This window comes from Oceanobacillus sp. B139/18 (assembly GCF_055524595.1).
The window spans coordinates 343,364-360,383 of the sequence record NZ_JBVFXI010000003.1 but is presented as its reverse complement, the minus strand read 5'-3'; the positions used below and the strand labels follow the sequence as shown (position 1 = coordinate 360,383).

15 protein-coding genes are annotated in these 17,020 nt (G+C 40.0%); 12 read left to right on the top strand and 3 right to left on the bottom strand.

Features of this window, described 5'->3' with window-relative positions; genetic code table 11:
- The first annotated feature begins 10 nt into the window (after positions 1-10).
- The 6 genes from ACZSMY_RS12140 to ACZSMY_RS12115 all read left to right on the top strand — a co-directional run bounded on the left by ACZSMY_RS12140 (position 11) and on the right by ACZSMY_RS12115 (position 6,620).
- The gene (locus tag ACZSMY_RS12140; protein WP_193065509.1) at positions 11-574 is read left to right on the top strand and encodes a chromate transporter; all 564 of its coding nucleotides are present in this window, start codon (positions 11-13) and stop codon (positions 572-574) included.
- The gene (locus ACZSMY_RS12135) at positions 571-1,098 is read left to right on the top strand and encodes a chromate transporter (RefSeq protein WP_193065510.1); all 528 of its coding nucleotides are present in this window, start codon (positions 571-573) and stop codon (positions 1,096-1,098) included. The genes ACZSMY_RS12140 and ACZSMY_RS12135 overlap by 4 nt, the downstream gene beginning before the upstream one ends.
- 280 nt (positions 1,099-1,378) lie before the next feature.
- On the top strand, positions 1,379-2,809 hold the full coding sequence (locus tag ACZSMY_RS12130) for a PTS mannitol transporter subunit IIBC (RefSeq protein ID WP_256705016.1): 1,431 nt from the start codon (positions 1,379-1,381) through the stop codon (positions 2,807-2,809).
- 78 nt (positions 2,810-2,887) lie between these two features.
- On the top strand, positions 2,888-4,981 hold the full coding sequence (locus ACZSMY_RS12125; protein ID WP_212928339.1) for a BglG family transcription antiterminator: 2,094 nt from the start codon (positions 2,888-2,890) through the stop codon (positions 4,979-4,981).
- 50 nt (positions 4,982-5,031) lie between these two features.
- On the top strand, positions 5,032-5,472 hold the full coding sequence (locus ACZSMY_RS12120; RefSeq protein WP_042530067.1) for a PTS mannitol transporter subunit IIA: 441 nt from the start codon (positions 5,032-5,034) through the stop codon (positions 5,470-5,472).
- Complete coding sequence (locus ACZSMY_RS12115) at positions 5,472-6,620, top strand: mannitol-1-phosphate 5-dehydrogenase (RefSeq protein WP_042530069.1); 1,149 nt, start codon at positions 5,472-5,474, stop codon at positions 6,618-6,620. Before ACZSMY_RS12120 ends, ACZSMY_RS12115 begins: the two co-directional genes overlap by 1 nt.
- A 62-nt stretch (positions 6,621-6,682) precedes the next feature.
- On the opposite strand, the gene ACZSMY_RS12110 is transcribed toward ACZSMY_RS12115, so the two are convergent.
- Positions 6,683-7,468, bottom strand: coding sequence for a Cof-type HAD-IIB family hydrolase (locus ACZSMY_RS12110; protein WP_042530071.1), 786 nt, complete (start codon positions 7,466-7,468; stop codon positions 6,683-6,685).
- A gap of 112 nt (positions 7,469-7,580) precedes the next feature.
- Positions 7,581-9,278 (bottom strand): M3 family oligoendopeptidase, encoded by a 1,698-nt coding sequence (locus tag ACZSMY_RS12105; RefSeq protein ID WP_042530073.1) that lies wholly within the window; start codon positions 9,276-9,278, stop codon positions 7,581-7,583.
- 1,243 nt (positions 9,279-10,521) lie between these two features.
- On the opposite strand from ACZSMY_RS12105, the gene argJ reads away from it, so the two are divergent.
- The gene (argJ, locus tag ACZSMY_RS12100; protein ID WP_289584425.1) at positions 10,522-11,712 is read left to right on the top strand and encodes a bifunctional glutamate N-acetyltransferase/amino-acid acetyltransferase ArgJ; all 1,191 of its coding nucleotides are present in this window, start codon (positions 10,522-10,524) and stop codon (positions 11,710-11,712) included.
- A gap of 105 nt (positions 11,713-11,817) precedes the next feature.
- The gene (locus ACZSMY_RS12095) at positions 11,818-12,102 is read left to right on the top strand and encodes a hypothetical protein (protein WP_042530077.1); all 285 of its coding nucleotides are present in this window, start codon (positions 11,818-11,820) and stop codon (positions 12,100-12,102) included.
- A 57-nt stretch (positions 12,103-12,159) separates the two neighbouring features.
- Here ACZSMY_RS12095 and ACZSMY_RS12090 read toward each other — a convergent pair whose 3' ends face one another.
- Positions 12,160-13,020, bottom strand: coding sequence for a CvfB family protein (locus ACZSMY_RS12090; protein WP_042530079.1), 861 nt, complete (start codon positions 13,018-13,020; stop codon positions 12,160-12,162).
- A gap of 567 nt (positions 13,021-13,587) precedes the next feature.
- On the opposite strand from ACZSMY_RS12090, the gene ACZSMY_RS12085 reads away from it, so the two are divergent.
- The 4 genes from ACZSMY_RS12085 to ACZSMY_RS12070 all read left to right on the top strand — a co-directional run bounded on the left by ACZSMY_RS12085 (position 13,588) and on the right by ACZSMY_RS12070 (position 16,998).
- Entirely contained in the window at positions 13,588-14,484 is an 897-nt protein-coding gene (locus ACZSMY_RS12085) for an AEC family transporter (protein WP_256705012.1), read from the top strand.
- Between the two features lie 359 nt (positions 14,485-14,843).
- Positions 14,844-15,728: a MurR/RpiR family transcriptional regulator gene (locus ACZSMY_RS12080; RefSeq protein WP_256705011.1), complete on the top strand. Its 885-nt coding sequence runs from the start codon at positions 14,844-14,846 to the stop codon at positions 15,726-15,728.
- A 43-nt stretch (positions 15,729-15,771) separates the two neighbouring features.
- Entirely contained in the window at positions 15,772-16,329 is a 558-nt protein-coding gene (locus tag ACZSMY_RS12075; protein WP_256705010.1) for a GNAT family N-acetyltransferase, read from the top strand.
- A gap of 12 nt (positions 16,330-16,341) precedes the next feature.
- Positions 16,342-16,998, top strand: a complete 657-nt coding sequence (locus ACZSMY_RS12070; RefSeq protein ID WP_465147819.1) for an HAD family hydrolase — start codon at positions 16,342-16,344, stop codon at positions 16,996-16,998.
- Positions 16,999-17,020 lie beyond the last annotated feature (22 nt).

Here is a 17,020-nt window from a genome sequence, read left to right as displayed (position 1 = left end):
TGTTATATTCATGAAAAAGCAATGGGATATTTTTATCGCTTTCTTCCGGATAGGAATGCTGGGCTTTGGCGGCGGGCCGGCCTCGATCCCGCTTATGCGGAAGGAAGCTGTCGAGAAGTATAAATGGATGGATGAGGACGAATTTACTGATATGTTATCCATCAGCAATACCCTGCCTGGACCGATAGCCACCAAGCTGGCAGGCTATATCGGCTATCGTGTCTCCGGCTGGATTGGTATGCTGAATGCGTTGGTTGCTTCTGTGATTCCAACGGTTTTATTAGTTATTATTTTATTAAGAACGCTATCAGAGGTCCGCGAATTTGATTGGGTGAAGGGCATGACTGCAGCGGTGGTAGCTGTTGTCGGGATGATGATGGCTGTTCTGACGTGGCAGTTCCTTCATAAAGCGGGAAAAGGTCTCGGCTGGATACGTGCGATTATCATGATTGCGGTGATATTTGTAGTGCTAAATTACCTGCATATTCATCCGGGCATTGTGATTGGCTTTCTCTTAATTATCGCTTTTGCTCTTCCGGTGAAAAAGAAGGAGAAAGAAGGTGAACGCTCATGATTTTATGGGATATTTTTGTTGCTTTCTTTATTCCGGGAATCATCGGCTATGGAGGCGGTCCTGCTTCGATAACCCTGGTCGAAAATGAGGTCGTGCGTAATTATGGGTGGATGTCTGTGCAGGAATTTGGAGAGGTGCTGGCCTTTGCCAATTCACTGCCCGGACCGATAGCCACCAAAATGGCAGGATACGTCGGCTATGAACTAGGCGGTGTGGCAGGCTCCATTGTCGGAATCTTTGCCACGGTTGCCCCTTCGTTGATTTTAATGATTTTACTGGGCGGCATTTTACTCAAATATAAAAAATCCGAACGCGTCCATCGGCTGACGGTATTTGTCCAGCCAGTTATTGCAGTGCTGCTGGGTGTGATTGCCTGGAATTTCTGGACAGAAGCATATATCAGTATTGGACTGCTGCAAACAGCCATTATTGTTGTTATCAGTTTTTATCTGATAGAAATAAAACAGGTGCATCCGGCATTTATTATTGCTGGAGCCATGTTATATGGCGGCTTTTTCTTGTGAAATTGCTTGGTCAAAAAAAATGAAGAACATGATAATTTGTTGAGGCTTACCAGAGACATTTTGTTAGAGAGGATATATTTTACCTGTCTGGCAGATGTCTCTTTTTTCCCATTTAACGCTATATCGCATCTCTTCTTCTATCCAAGCATGACAATTCTCTAATATTGTTTTGGCAACAAACACGTGACAAAGTTGCATTTTGATTAAGTTGTTTTCCCTAGAGGACACGGCATAAAATAAAGATAAGAAATGAATTCAAAAGGGAAAGGAGTTTAACAATATGTCAACACAAAACGGTGGATTACGTGCAAAAGTACAAAAATTTGGAAGTAACCTCAGTGGAATGATTATGCCGAACATCGGTGCTTTTATTGCTTGGGGGTTAATTACAGCTTTATTTATTCCGGATGGCTGGATTCCAAATGAAACGATGGCTAGCTTAGTTGATCCAATGATTAAATATTTATTGCCATTATTGATTGGTTTCACAGGCGGACGTATGGTCTATGATTTCCGTGGAGGAGTTGTAGGTGCCATTGCGACAATGGGGGTTATTGTCGGAGCAGAACAGCCAATGTTCCTTGGAGCGATGGTAATGGGCCCGTTAGCCGGTTATCTGATGAAGAAAGTGGATGATCTATTTCAGGCAAAAATTCGCCAGGGCTTTGAAATGTTATATAATAATTTCTCATCTGGGATTTTAGCCGCTATCCTTGCGATGATTGCTGTAGCTGGAATTGGACCAATCGTTTCTGGCTTAACAAATGCTTTAGGAAGAGGTGTTGAAGCTATTGTCAGTGCGGGTTTATTACCGTTAACCAGTATTATTCTCGAACCTGCCAAGACACTATTTTTAAATAACGCGATTAACCACGGTATTCTGACACCGCTTGGATCAGAACAGTCATTAGAAACAGGAAAATCTATTCTGTTCCTTCTTGAAGCGAATCCTGGACCTGGTCTAGGAATATTACTTGCTTTTGCTTTCTTTGGAAAAGGCGTATCCAAAGCATCTGCGCCAGGGGCAGCAATTATTCAGTTCTTAGGTGGTATTCATGAAATTTATTTCCCTTATATCTTAATGAAGCCTACGTTAATTATTGCAGCCATTTTTGGTGGTATGTCAGGAATATTTACACTTCAATTATTTGATGCAGGGTTGAGAGCTGCTGCCTCACCAGGAAGTATTTTCGCTGTTATATTCATGACACCTGCTAACAGTTATGTCGGAGTTATTTTAAGTGTTATTATAGCAACTGCCGTTTCCTTTGGTATTGCTTCCCTTATCCTGAAGACTTCAAAAGGCGGGGAAGAGGATCTTACCGCTTCTACTGAAAAGATGGAAGCAATGAAAGGAAAGAAAAGCAGTGTCAGCAGTTCTCTGACAGGAGAAAAGGAAGAAGCGGATATCGAAACACCTGTGAAGGACCCAACAGAAGTGAATAAAATTATTTTTGCATGTGATGCCGGAATGGGCTCCAGTGCAATGGGAGCTTCCTTATTAAAGAATAAATTCAAGAAAAACGATATTGCCATCGATGTAACCAATAAAGCAATAAATGAAATCCCGGATGATGCGGATATTATCATTACGCAAAAAACACTGACAGACAGGGCGAAAGCAAAACGTCCGAATGCAGAGCATATTTCTGTCGATAATTTCTTAAACAGCCCGCGCTACGATGAATTGGTCGAACGATTAAAGGATTGATGTGTTCTGTGCAGTTATAATAAAGTAATAGCCTTCTCTATTAAGGGAAGGCTATCTGCGGAAGGGAGGTGAATGGCAATGTATCTTACTAGTCGTGAACGAAATATCCTGTCTTTTTTACTATCGGATGAAGAAGACAAAACAGTAAAACAAGTAGCGGATAAACTGAACGTCAGTACCAGAACCATTCACCGTGAACTAAAGAAATTAGAGGATGTATTAGCGGCTTATCAACTGACTTTTTATAAAAAGGCAGGTTCTGGAATTAGGATTAACGGAAAGTTGCAGCAGAAGCAGCAATTAAAAGAACAGGTTGCACTGCTGGACGGGGTCGAATTATCGGAAGAAGAAAGACAATCTATTTTATTGAATACATTGATTCAAGTTCATGAGCCGATTAAATTATTTACCCTTTCCAGTGAATTGAATGTGACGATCGCTACAATTTCTCAGGATTTGGATGACATTGAGAAGCGTATCCAGACTTTTGATTTAGAGCTTGTCCGGAAAAAAGGATATGGCGTAGAAATTCAAGGGGATGAAGTGAAAAAACGGGCTGTATTAAGTAATTTAATCTCCCGTCATATTGATTTATTTGAATTTGTGGAGAAAATCAAAGCAAAAAATAAGGAAGAAAAAGCAAAGGGTGAAACAATTTCTGACCGGTTATTAGGTCTCGTTGACCCGCTGAAATTAGAGAAAATAGAAGAGCAGGTGCAGGCAATCGGCAGGGAGCTTCCTTATCATTTGGCAGACAGTGCGTATGTCGGGCTGGTTGTTCATTTGGCGCTTGCGATTGAAAGACTGCAAAAAGGAGATACCATCCATTTTGATGAGGGGTATAAACAGGAGATTCAGGGGAAGCAGGAATACCACATTGCAGCTAAATTAATTGAAAAACTGGAGACTGCTTTTTCCATCGAGATTCCGGAGGACGAGATTGGCTATATTACGATGCATTTAATGGGAGCAAAGCTTAGAGAAAATCAATCCTATTTGCTGGAAGAGGCCAGTATGGATCTGGCACATCGGGTGAAGGAGCTCATTCGCAAAGCAGGAGAAGAGCTGCAGATTGATTTATCGGCAAATAACCGCTTTTTAAACGATTTAACCACGCATTTAAAGCCAGCTATCTATCGAATGAAACAGCAGATGAATATTCATAATCCGATGCTGGCAGAAATCAAACGGGATTATATGGAGCTTTTCGAAATAATTGAAGCATGTACTGCATCTGTCTTTCCGGAGTTGCAGATTCCGGAAGAAGAAATTGCTTATATTGTCCTGCATTTTGCAGCGACACTTCTGCAGACCGAGGAGCGTCAAGATGTACGTGTTCTGGTTATTTGTTCCACAGGGATTGGGACATCAAAAATGCTGGCCACCAAATTAGAACGTAAATTTCCAGAAATAGAGCTGGCCAGGCACCAATCCATTTTTGATTTAAAGCAAGAGGAGTTTTTAGAATATGATGTCATTGTTTCGACCGTTCTTTTAGAAAATTTGAATCAAAGCTATGTGCACATTTCACCGATGCTGACAGAGGACGAGGCTGCCAAAGTGAAGACAGCCATCCGAAAAGCAGCATTAACACGGCCTTCATCATCAGTGAAAACAAATAAGATGATGGAAGGAGATTTTCTAGTAAACCTTCAAGAAATGCATCGTTATTCAGACACCATTTTACAGGTGTTAAACCGGTTTAAATTATTTCATCTGAAAGAAGGGAAGCGGCGTTTCTTGGCATCTATTTGTCTTCAATTACAGCAGCACGGCCTGATTGAAAATCAAAAAATTCTGTTTGAAAAATTGACCAAGAGAGAAGCTCAGGGCGGTTTAGGGATTCCTGATTCAAAGCTTGCTTTATTTCATACCAGATCAGATACGATTAACGGGCCGGGATTCTATGTTTTTCAATTACCTAAGAAGGAAGAAGTAGAGGCAATGGACGGAACAAAGATGGATGTATCACGTATTTTGATCATGCTTGCTCCGGAAGCCGTGCATCCGGAAGCATTAGATATTTTAAGCTTTATCAGCGGTTTGATTATTCAGGATGATACGTATCTGAAGCTGCTTCAGGAAGCAGAAGAAAAAGAAATTAAGCAAGCTTTGACAAAGCAGTTTCAATTATTTATTCAGGAAAAGTTTTACCAAGAGGAAAACCGTTAATTAAGATAAGTAGTTACTTTATCCAAGTTTTAAAAAAGGAGTGCATATCCATGACAAAAGAAATTTTAAGCGCAGAGAATATTGAATTAGGTGTACAGCTCGCATCTAAGGAGGAAGCGGTTCGTTACGTTGGCGGCATTTTATTAAATAATGGTTATGTGAAAGAAAGCTATATTGATAAGATGCTGGAGCGTGAAGCGATTGCAACGACATTTATGGGAAATGCATTAGCTATTCCGCACGGGACAGAAGATGCGAAAAAAGAAGTTTTAGCAACCGGACTGTCAGTTGTCACGGTTCCAGACGGCGTTGATTTTGGCGATGGAAATATCGTAAAACTGTTGATTGGTATTGCGGGAAAAGGGGATGAGCATTTAGAAATATTATCGCAGATTGCTATTATCTGCTCAGAAGAAGAGAATGTGGAGAAATTGACACAGGCAGCTACTAAGGAGGAAATTATAGCAACCCTTAATGAGGTGAATGACTGATGAAGGCGGTTCACTTCGGTGCAGGAAATATCGGCAGGGGCTTTATTGGACTTTTACTGGATCAGTCAGGGTACGAGGTTACCTTTGTAGATGTTAACGATGAAATTATCTCAAGCATTAATCAACACAAATCATACCAGGTTCATTTTGCAGATGAAACAAGTGATGCGGTCACTGTAGAACATATTTCTGGTATTAACAGTATAGAAGACCCGAAGGCTGTGACGAATGCTATCATCGATGCGGATATCGTTACAACCGCTGTCGGGCCGAATATTTTGCCTGTCATCGCAAAAGCGATTGCCAAAGGACTTGTGGAAAGAATCGATATTCACCGCGAGCCGCTTGCCATCATTGCCTGCGAAAATATGATTGGCGGCAGTACGTTATTAAAGGAATATGTTTACCAGGAAATCAGTGAAACAGATCAGGAAGGCTTTGACGATTTATTTGGTTTTCCAGATGCGGCAGTAGATAGAATAGTACCGAATCAAACAAATGCGAATTTGCTGGATGTTCGTGTGGAGCCTTATTATGAATGGGTCGTGGAGAAGACATTTATTCAAGGCGAGCTACCTGATATTAAAGGAATCACCTATGTTGAAGAACTTGGGCCATATATTGAGCGCAAGCTGTTCACTGTCAATACCGGGCATGCAGCGACAGCTTATTTGGGAAGCTGCCATGGATATGAAACCATTGATGAAGCACTACAGGGTGAAGCGGTGATGGATACCTTAAACGGCGTATTACAGGAGACTGGCCAGGCTTTAATAGAAGCCTATGGATTTGACGCCAAAGCGCATGCAGACTATATCCAAAAAATCATCGGCCGATTCCAAAACCCGCATATTTCCGATGAAGTTACCCGTGTGGGCAGAGGACCGGTTCGCAAGCTGGGGCCGAAAGACAGATTTGTACGACCGGCAAGTATGTATTTGGAATTTACATCTGCTGCGCCGACATATTTAGCCAAAGCGATGGCAGCTGCTTTACGGTTTCAAAATAAAAGCGATGAAGAAGCAGTGAAGCTTCAAAGAATGATTCAAAAAAAAGGGCCGGCGGCAGCTTTTGCAGAGGTAAGCGGATTAGAACAGAATCATCCGATTACGGAAGCGGTCATGCTGGAGTATGAGAAGCTGCGCTAAATGATATATTAGCTAGATAGAAAAAGCATGGAAATACTGCCTTTCCATGCTTTTTCGTTAACCTATTTCACCAGACCAAGCTTTTTCAATCCGTTAAAAATACCTGAATCTGTCACTGATGTTGTTTGAAAGTCCGCATATTCCACTAATCTGGAATCGGCATTTCCCATGGCAATGCCTGTGCCGACAAACTGGAGCATTTCTTTATCATTCATTCCGTCTCCAAAAGCAATTACCTCAGAAGGAGAGATATTCAGATGCTCCAGCATGTGTTTAATAGCAATCCCTTTATTGACAGAAGTCCGAAGCACATCATAGGATTCACTCGCATGAGGCACGTTGACCTTGGAGAGGTGGTAATCCTCGGTGATTTCAAAGTCCTTTACCTGCTCTTCTGTCACATTAATTGCGGAAGCTGAAACAATTTTATCTGCGACATCCGGTCTGAAGATTTTATTTTGATGCAGCTGGAATACGTTATTGAAATCCTTCACATACGGATTCGTTAGAGAAGTGAAGTAATTATTTTCGGTTGTGTAGAGCACCAGCTCACTTTCACTTTGACCGGCAATGGATACCATTTTCTCTACATCCTCTTGTTTCATCGGTGCGTTAAAAATAACATCTCCTTGATGAAGCGCGTAGGCGCCATTATAGGTAACCGTGGAGGTGATCTCAAAATTAGAGGCTAAATTTTGGATATCCACAAACGGTCTGCCTGTGCATAAAAACACATCTAACCCAGCAGATTTTACTTGCCGGATTGCTTCTTGCGTGGACGGCGTGTAGGTGTGGTCCGGCTGCAGGATGGTTCCGTCAATATCTAAAAATAATGCGCGATAAGTCATTGTAATCTCCTTTTCTCCTTAAAACTACTCCTATTTTATCATAATGTCAGGGCAAAACCCAGCAGACAAAAAAAGAGAGAAGCCTTCTTTATCAGCTTCTCACCTAAATGTGTTATAGCGCCTGATCGTCAACCTGATCAAGCCAATCTTCAATAAAATCAACCGCCGCTTCGACCGTTCCTTCTTCAAAAGGAGACGCTAAACCGGCAGATTGAACAAGCTCTAAAAATGGCTTGGAGCCGCCGAGTTTGCACAGGTCCAGATAGTCCTGCCATGCTTTTTCCCGATTTTCCTGTGATTTCTTTAAAAATTGAAAGGCACAGATTTGTGCGAGCGTATAATCGATATAATAAAACGGATCCTCATAGATATGCCCCTGCTTCTGCCAGAAAGCACCTGATTCTAAGCTTTCTATTCCATTGTAATCGCGATGCGGCAGGTATTTCTTCTCCAGATTGCGCCAAGCCTGATTACGCTCCTCTGATGTCCAGTCTGGATTTTTATAAACAAGGTGCTGGAATTCATCTACTGCAACGCCATATGGCAGAAATTGAATCGCGTCAGAGAGATGTGCATACTTATATTTGTCCACATCCTCTTGAAAGAAATTTTCCATCCACGGATAGGTGAAAAATTCCATGCTCATGGAGTGAATTTCAGCAGATTCGCTTGTCGGAAAATAATATTCCGGCACAGAAAAATGACGGCTAGAATAAGCTTGAAAAGCATGTCCTGCTTCATGCGTCAAGACATCGATATCTCCAGAGGTTCCATTAAAATTAGAGAAAATAAACGGAGACTGATAATCTTCTATATACGTACAATATCCGCCGCTCTCCTTGCCTTTTTTTGCCTCTAAATCCAGCAGCTCGCGGTCCAGCATAAACTGAAAGAATGCACTGGTTTCCTCTGATAATTCATCATACATTTGCTTGCCATTTTTAATAATCCAATCTGGATTGCCCTTCGGAGCGGCATTTCCAGAAGCGAAAACAAAGGCTTCATCATAGAATTTCAAGGAATCTACACCAATTCGTTTAGCCTGTTTTTCATAAAGCTTTGTGGCAATCGGTACAATGACTTCCTCCACTTGTTTGCGGTAACGCTGGACCATTTCTGCGTTATAATCAACACGCTGCATGCGAAGATAGCCAACATCAACAAAGTTTTTGAAACCTAGCTTTTCCGCAATTTGTTGACGTGTTTTCACTAAATCGTCATAGAGGCGATCCAGCTTTTCTTTATTGTCTGCAAAAAAGCTTTGTCTGGCCTCCAATGCTTCTTTTCGGGTTTGGCGGTCCGGGTCCTCTGCAAATGGGCCGAGCTGTGCCAGCGTATATGATTCACCCCGGAATTCAATGTCGGCAGATGCAATTAATTTGGAGTAAGCAGAGGTCAGCTTATTTTCTGTCTGCAGCAGTGGAATGATTTCTTTCGAGAAAGCCTTGATTTCACATTCCGCCAAATCAAATAATTGGGAACCATACTTATCTCGAAGCTGGGCTTCGTAAGGAGATTTCAGGAGTTCTTTATAAAATGCGGTAGATAATTCCTGAATTTCCGGAAGATGCGCATCAAAAAAATCCCGTTCTTCGTGATAAAATGCATCGCGGGTATCGATGGAAGCACGGATGAATACAAGATTATACATGGTTGAAAGGTGATTCCGAATCGCGTTAATGGTATCAATAGCAGTGATTGCCTGCTCCATGGAAGCAGCGTTTTGGAATTGCTCCAGCTTTTGATAAAAATCCTCTTTCACTTTCGGGAGATCCGGTCGTTCATAGGCGTAATTTGCGAACGTTTGCATATTTCCTCCTCCTTATATTCATATCATAGAAATATATACCAATTATAAGTATACCTCCATTTATGGGAATTGTATTCTATTTTTGCACTTTAAGTATAAAGAATTAAAGGAATAAAGTATAAGTGCAGTGCTTTTGATGGGACGAGTAATCGCAAGTCCGAGTCCTAGCTAAAGCATTTGTGAATGTCATGTTTTCTTTAGAAGAAAAAGTGCTATCTTGGGTCCCCTGCATGTTACCCGTCTATTTATTCGAATAATTTCAAAATACATATTGCATATTTAATCATTTTAGTGCATATTTATTATATATTATTTTTCATCAGAAAGTTTCTTACGACAACTATAGATTAGTATATTTTAAGATATTAACTCAATTTTCGCACCTAAGAATAAGCAAATATATATTGCTATTCCAAGATGAACATGTTCTTCATTACCATGCTTGCATTTTGGTGAAATATCCGGCCTTTTTGGAATTGATGATGGTGCATAGCTCCGCTCCGGCCAACCACTCCGCTTTCCGACGTACAAATGTTTTCGATGGGACGAGTAATCGCAGTCCCAGGACGTACTAGTGCAGACGTTGCAACAACTCTTTTCGATGGGGTGAGTAATCGCAACCCCAGGACGTTGCGCTTTTAGTCTGCCATGGGGACGGCTTCAGCTAACTTGAAAAGAAAACCGCTTTTCAAGTGGATCTTCAGCTCGCCCTGTTCTCATAGGAGTCTGCGTGGTTGGCCTGCGCTCTGACAGGATTCTACAGCGAATGAAAGAAATAAGATTTTAATAAGCTGAAGGAAATAGCAGCTTTCGCTTGAATAACCAATCATGACAGCATGGATATGAAATACAGGGAATCGCTTCGATGCACAGAAAGGAATCTTGGCGGATCATGTTACCATGCAGCATGAAAAATAGGTTCTATCTGATTAAACTTCTGTTTGGTGAGTTGTTTTTCACGCATAGAATATCCTGCTAGCGGAGGCGGACCGTTTTGACTCCTGAGGGATCAGCACCATCTGAAGATCCACTTTTGCTAAGTGCTCTTCTTGGAAAAAGTTAGCTGAAGAGCGTGCCCCTAGGGAAGCTAAATGGTCGCCGCAGCGGTGCTTTACACTTCACCTTCTATAATCTTTATCAAGGGTGTTAGCGAAGGAACAATCAACTCCTGTTTCTATGGAAATGAAGTTACTTTTTAATGTGCGAAAGTTGAGATTTTAAATAAAAGGGGCAGTACATAAAAATGAAAAATTTACTGAAAGATAAGGAATATATTTTAGAAAATATGCCTGAAGGTTTTTATACATGTTCGAAAAGCCTGGGAATCAAAGATGAAACTCTGGATTTCACGGTTATCTTATCAACAGAGCTGGCAAATGCGGCTGCCATGTTTACACAAAGCAGATTTTGCGGAGCGCCTATTCCTATTGGAAAGCAAAATGTTGCGAATGGAAAATTACAATGCTTTGCGATCAATAGTAAAAATGCAAACGTAGCGACAGGAGAAGAAGGCATAAAAAATGTGATCGAGTTAAACGAATTAATTGCTGCGGAATTAGACATCGCTCCAGAGGATATTTTACCTTCATCGACAGGAGTGATAGGGTACCAGCTGCCAATGGATAAGATGCGGGCAGGCATAAAAAATCTTAAAAATAATCTGGTGGAAGGCGGATTAGATAAATCGGCGGAAGCAATAATGACAACAGACACCTATCCCAAACTAAAAATGTGCAAAATCGGTGATGCTACCCTGGTTGGAATGGCGAAGGGCTCTGGAATGATAGAGCCGAATATGGCTACGATGCTTTCTTATTTTGTTACAGATGCAGCTATTTCTGCAGATGAGCTGGAGAAATTATTGAAGGAAGCGGTCAATCAATCATTTAATATGGTCAGTATTGATACGGATACGAGTACAAGTGATACGGTAGCAATTATGGCAAACGGGGCTGCTGGAAAGGTAGATTTACAAGCATTCAAAGAAGCTCTGACAGCAATGAGTATCGATCTGGCTAAAGAAATTGCCCGTGATGGAGAAGGAGCAACCAAGCTGGTGGAGGTAACTGTAAATGAAGCTTCCAGTTTTCTGCAAGCGAAGAAGATAGGGAAAAGCATTGTTAATTCGCCACTTGTGAAAACGGCTATTTTTGGAGAAGACGCCAATTGGGGGCGTATCGCCATGGCAATCGGAAAATGTGAAGATGAAATAGAAGTGGATCTGGAAAAGATAGCAATTTATTTTGGAGATACCTTAATTTATCAAGGAAAACCGATTGGCGATAAGGAGAACCTGGACCAAATTCAATCCTATCTGGAGAATCCGGAAATAAAGATAACGGTGTCTTTAGCGCTGGGGACAGATCAGGCTACTGTCTGGGGATGCGATCTGTCTTATGATTATGTGCGGATTAATGGCGAATATACAACCTGATACCTTTTCAATATTCCTCCTTGTGCAGATGAGATGAATATTGACTTTCTTATTCTTCAATTGTAGACTAAAAGTAGTGTAATTAATTAATGGCGGGGTGAGGAAATGGTAGAAGCGGTTATCACATTTGGAGCTATTTTAACAGCGATTACAGCACTTATCAGTATTTTTCTCGTTAGAATGACTTCCAAAGAATCCCATGCTGGTTATTATCCAAATCTATTCTTAGCACTTGTGGGAATTTTATTGATTCTTGTAGCATCAATCGCACCAAAAGTTGATTTTGCAGGAGCTGGATTTGGCGGAATCGGAATTGCCTGTATGTTTGCGGGAGCAATTGGGTTCATTATATCAGCAGTTTTAGATTCTTACAAAAATACAGCAGCATAAAAATAAAAGCAATGTCTGTACGAAAAAGCAGACATTGCTTTTATTTTTATGACTGGATTATTCCACTTTAATGATTTGTTCATTTTCCTGTTTGATTTGTCCCCGCTTTAATAATGTTCCTACTGCACGTTTAAAAGCAGATTTACTGATTTGAAACGTGGCCCGGATTTCTTCGGGGTCGCTTTTATCATGAAAAGGGATGGCGCCGTTATTCGCTTCCAGATGCTTTAAAATAGCATCTGCATCATCGGATAAACTATCCTGCTTCAGCGGGCGGAGAGAGACATTAATAGAGCCGTCTTCTTTCACGGCAATCACTCTTCCTTCAATCACCTGTCCGACGCGAGGTTCCATTTTTCGCTCTGTTCGATGGATAAAACCGCGATAGCCTTCACTGGTGATAATCGCTGCCCCTTCTTTATTCGTATAATAAACTGTGCCAATAACCGTTTGCTGGTTCAGTTGTTCCGGTGCGGCAAAAACATTATTCGCAATAATGTTTTCAGAAGCAGGCACACCTAACAGGCGTCCTTTTTTATCAAGCTGCAGCGTGATATATAAACGGTCTCCGGAGCGCGGCCAGCTTTCCTGAAATAAAGGCAGGGAGTCTTTGGAGACAAGAATATCCTTCGAGGTGCCGATGTTGACGAAAACACCTAAACGGGGAAGAACACCCACAACCTCCGCCCAGTCATATAATCCAAGTGTGACAGAGGGCAAATATGTAGTGGCATTTACCTGTCCTTTTTTATTTACATAGAGGAAGACATCCACAGATTGATCCAGCTCTAAGGCGGATTGTGCTTCGTTATGATGAAGCAGCACTTCTTCTCCATAAGCAGATAAAACATATCCGGTATCTATTTTTCGTAAAACGGTCATGGCTATAATGGAACCGATTGGCAAGTCTGTCGGCATATTAGATGCTCCTTTCAAAAATATGTGAAATTTGGAAAAGGGATACTCTCTTTAAAGAGTACCCCTTTATGATTAAAGTAACACGTGATATCAAAATTAATTTTAAGTTGGAACATAAAATTCAGGAGAAATTAAATCCATTCCTAAATCATATGATTCGTTTATTTGTCCTGACTCAGTTAGATTTGCTGAGCCATCTATCCGTATAACGCTTACGGAATGTCCGCGGTAAATATTCTAAAATCATCTTTTCTAACTTAAGCAATGCAGCCCCAAACCTTCTGCTGCATCCTTGCGGCCCCTTAGCCGCGCCAGTGTGAATAAGCATTTACAAAAAGCTTCACAGAATGCCAAATCACAACTGTTACTTCTTAACTCTACTAGTATGTACTTTTTCTTTCGATTTGTCAACTTTTTTTAGTTTGTGAGGATTTTCTTAAGGAATGGTAACCAAATAGATGCTTTATTTTGAAGGGTATTTACAGCTGATGACAGTTTGGCATAAAAATAGAGTTGACGCCATATGATACACTTGAATTAATTGAAAAAAAGCGTGGAGATGTACATATGTTATTATTTATTGAAGTTATTTTACCGATTATGGCTGTTTTTGCAACTGGGTTTATCCTGCAGCGTATCCGTGTGCTGGATGTGCGGTCGGTGTCTGCTGTCTGTTTATATATCCTTTCACCGGCGCTGGTATTTGTAACATTGTATGATGCAGAATTTGATTCTGGATTTTTAGTGATTCTCATTTATATGTTTGCCTTATTTTATATCATGGTATTTATTAATAAAATGCTGGCAAAAATCTTTGGCTGGGATGGAAATAAAGAGAGTGCTGCCATTCTTTCAACCGGCTTTATGAATTCGGGGAATTATGGTCTGCCGGTAGTTTTATATAGTATCGGCAATGCAGCAGTACCTTATGCCATTTTTATCATGGTAGTTCAATCCCTGCAGAATAATTTCTTCGGCATTTACTATGCGTCCAGAAGTACGAGTGGGATGCGGAGAGCATTTATGAATATCTTAAAAATGCCGACAACCTATGCGGCGATATTAGCCTTTTTCTTTTCGCTGCAATCTATTACAATACCAGATTATATCCATTCTACAATTGAAATGGTCGGAGACGCCGCTATTCCGGTGATGATGATTATGCTCGGTATGCAGCTGGGATCATTAACGGCATTAAAGATAGATTGGCAGGTTGTGCTTTCTTCCGTTACCTTAAAAATGATTGCTGCACCGATTCTGGCAGCCATCTTTGTGTGGCTTGTGCCGATGGACCCGTTGATCGGGACGGTGTTGATTATTATTTCTGCCATGCCGACAGCTGCAACAACCACGATGTATGCCATTGAATTTGATACGGAGCCGGAGCTTGTATCGACGATTACGTTTATCTCGACGGTGGTCAGTATTGTTACGATTACGATTCTATTAAATATAGTTGCTTAGAAATAAGAGTAAACATGTTTGTTGATTTAATTTAAAAAATGATTTTGCTTTATAAAAAGGATAGTGTCTGACTGATTTTAATTGAGTTAGACACTATCCTTTCTTATTTATCTAGTAAAAAGGCTGTTTTAATAAAAGAAATGAACTAAAAAAGAGAAGAAATCCATTTTATTTTTAAAAAATGGTGGAAATATTCATTTTAATTGTTATAATAATTTTATAACTTATCAATCAACATATATTCCTTTTTCTCATTGTGAATATTTCGATATACTATATAACCAAGGGGATAATAATAAAAGTATACTTCATAAGTATTGTATCGTTTGGAGGATATCGAAAAAGGAGAGGATACGAAATTGAATAAACAGAAAGAATTTCATAATGAAGTTCAATTTATAGCTAAAATATCAAGCTATCAGAATGCATTTACAAAATCGGAAAAAAAAGTATCAGATTTTGTACAGGCAAATATGGAATCAACCATATATATGACTGTAACGGAATTAGCAGAACGTATTGGCGTGGGAGAAACAACAGTTTTACGTTTTTGCAGAAAAATGGGGTTTAAAGGGTACCAATCTTTTAAAATGGCTGTTACAAAAGAAGTTGCGAAGTCTTCCTATGATGTTTTTGATGAAGCCAAAAAAGAAGAGTTTAATGAAGCAGATGAGGTACAGTTTATCGTTCAAAAAACACTGGCTAATAATGTTCAGTCTTTAAAAGAGACAGCGAGTATCCTCGATATCAAGGAATTAGAAAAAGCCATTCAGTATATTATCACAAGTAAACGAATCGTCTTTTATGGGGTGGGGGTATCCGGGAATACAGCTGCAGATGCCAGAGATAAATTTATTCGAATTGGACAATCCACCGAAGCATTTGTTGACTCTCATATTCAAGCAATGTCTGCAACAACACTAACAGAGGAAGATATGGCAATAGGCATTTCTGTAAGCGGTAGCACAAAGGATACCGTCGATGCTTTAAAGATTGCTAAGGAAAAAGGAGCAAAAATTTTATCCATTACTCATTTTACTCGTTCACCAATTACGAAATTATCAGACGTTGTTCTATTAACTGGTGGAAGAGAAACTGCCCTCCAAGGCGGATCGATGTCTGCAAAAATTGCACAATTATTTGTGATTGATATATTGTGTAATGGTGTTGCCGGAAAATTAAAAGATGAAGCACTTCAATTTAAAGAAGCGACAGCAAAAGCGGTAGCTGATAAAGCTTATTAATGAAATGGTAATATATACTAAATGGAGAAAGAGGCTGAAAAAAATGAAACATATTCCGTTGAATATGCTGAGAAAAAATCTGTCAGATATTCCTCAGTTTTCTTTGCCAGATGGATATAGCATCCGCTTCTATGAAAAAGGTGATGAACGTCATTGGGCAAAAATTGAAACAAGCGTCGATGAATTTAAGGAAGAAGCAGCAGCACTAGCGTACTTTGAGAAGGAATTTGGTCTGTTTACAGATGAGATGACAAAGCGCTGCCTGTTTGTTGAAAATGAAGATGGAGAAGAAATAGCGACAACTACTGCCTGGCATGGTGATTTAAGAGGGGATGGAGAAATCAGTGGAAGAATTCACTGGGTAGGCGTTACGCCAGCATATCAAGGTAAAAAACTCGCGAAGCCTTTAATGACAGCAGCAATGAACACCTTGGCTGAATACCATTCTAAAGCATATCTCACAACACAAACAACAAGTTTCCAAGCAATTAATATGTATTTAAATTACGGTTTTGAACCATATCTTATGGAACCGACTTGTGAGGAAGGCTGGAGATTAATGGAGCAAAAACTGGAACGAAAAATTTTAAAACGTTATTAAAGGAGGAAGACAATGATTAAGGCAGCTATTTTTGATTTCGACGGCCTCATTCTAGATACAGAAACTGCTTGGTTCGATGCTTATAGAGAGGTTCTTCATAATCAATTTCAATTTGATTTACCGCTTGAAGAATTTGTGAAATGTGTTGGTTCAGATGATATTGTGCTTTTTTCTTATCTGCAGAAAGAATTAGACTACCAGTTGAATACAGGATTTATTCGTAACGAAGCTCGAAAACTTCATAGCCAATATGTGAGTGATGCAAAAGCGAGAGAAGGTGTGGTAGATTATCTGAGAGATGCAAAAAATGAAGGTTTAACGGTCTCCCTAGCAACGAGTTCAACAACCAAATGGGCAACAACACATTTAACAAATTTAAACTTGCTTTCTTATTTTGATTTTTTGGTAACTCAGGATATGGTAAAAAGAGTGAAACCAGCGCCAGACATATTTCTAAAAACACTTGAAAAATTAGATTTAGAAGCACACGAGGCAGTGGTTTTTGAGGATTCCTTAAATGGTTTAGTTGCTGCACAGGAGGTAAAACTTCCTACAGTAATTATACCGAATCCAGTTACTGCTGCATTACCTTTTGAAAATTATCATTTAAAATTAAATTCGATGACTGATATGTCCTTACATGAAATTTTAAAATCATTAAATAAATAAATTTGAAAATTATATTGCATGC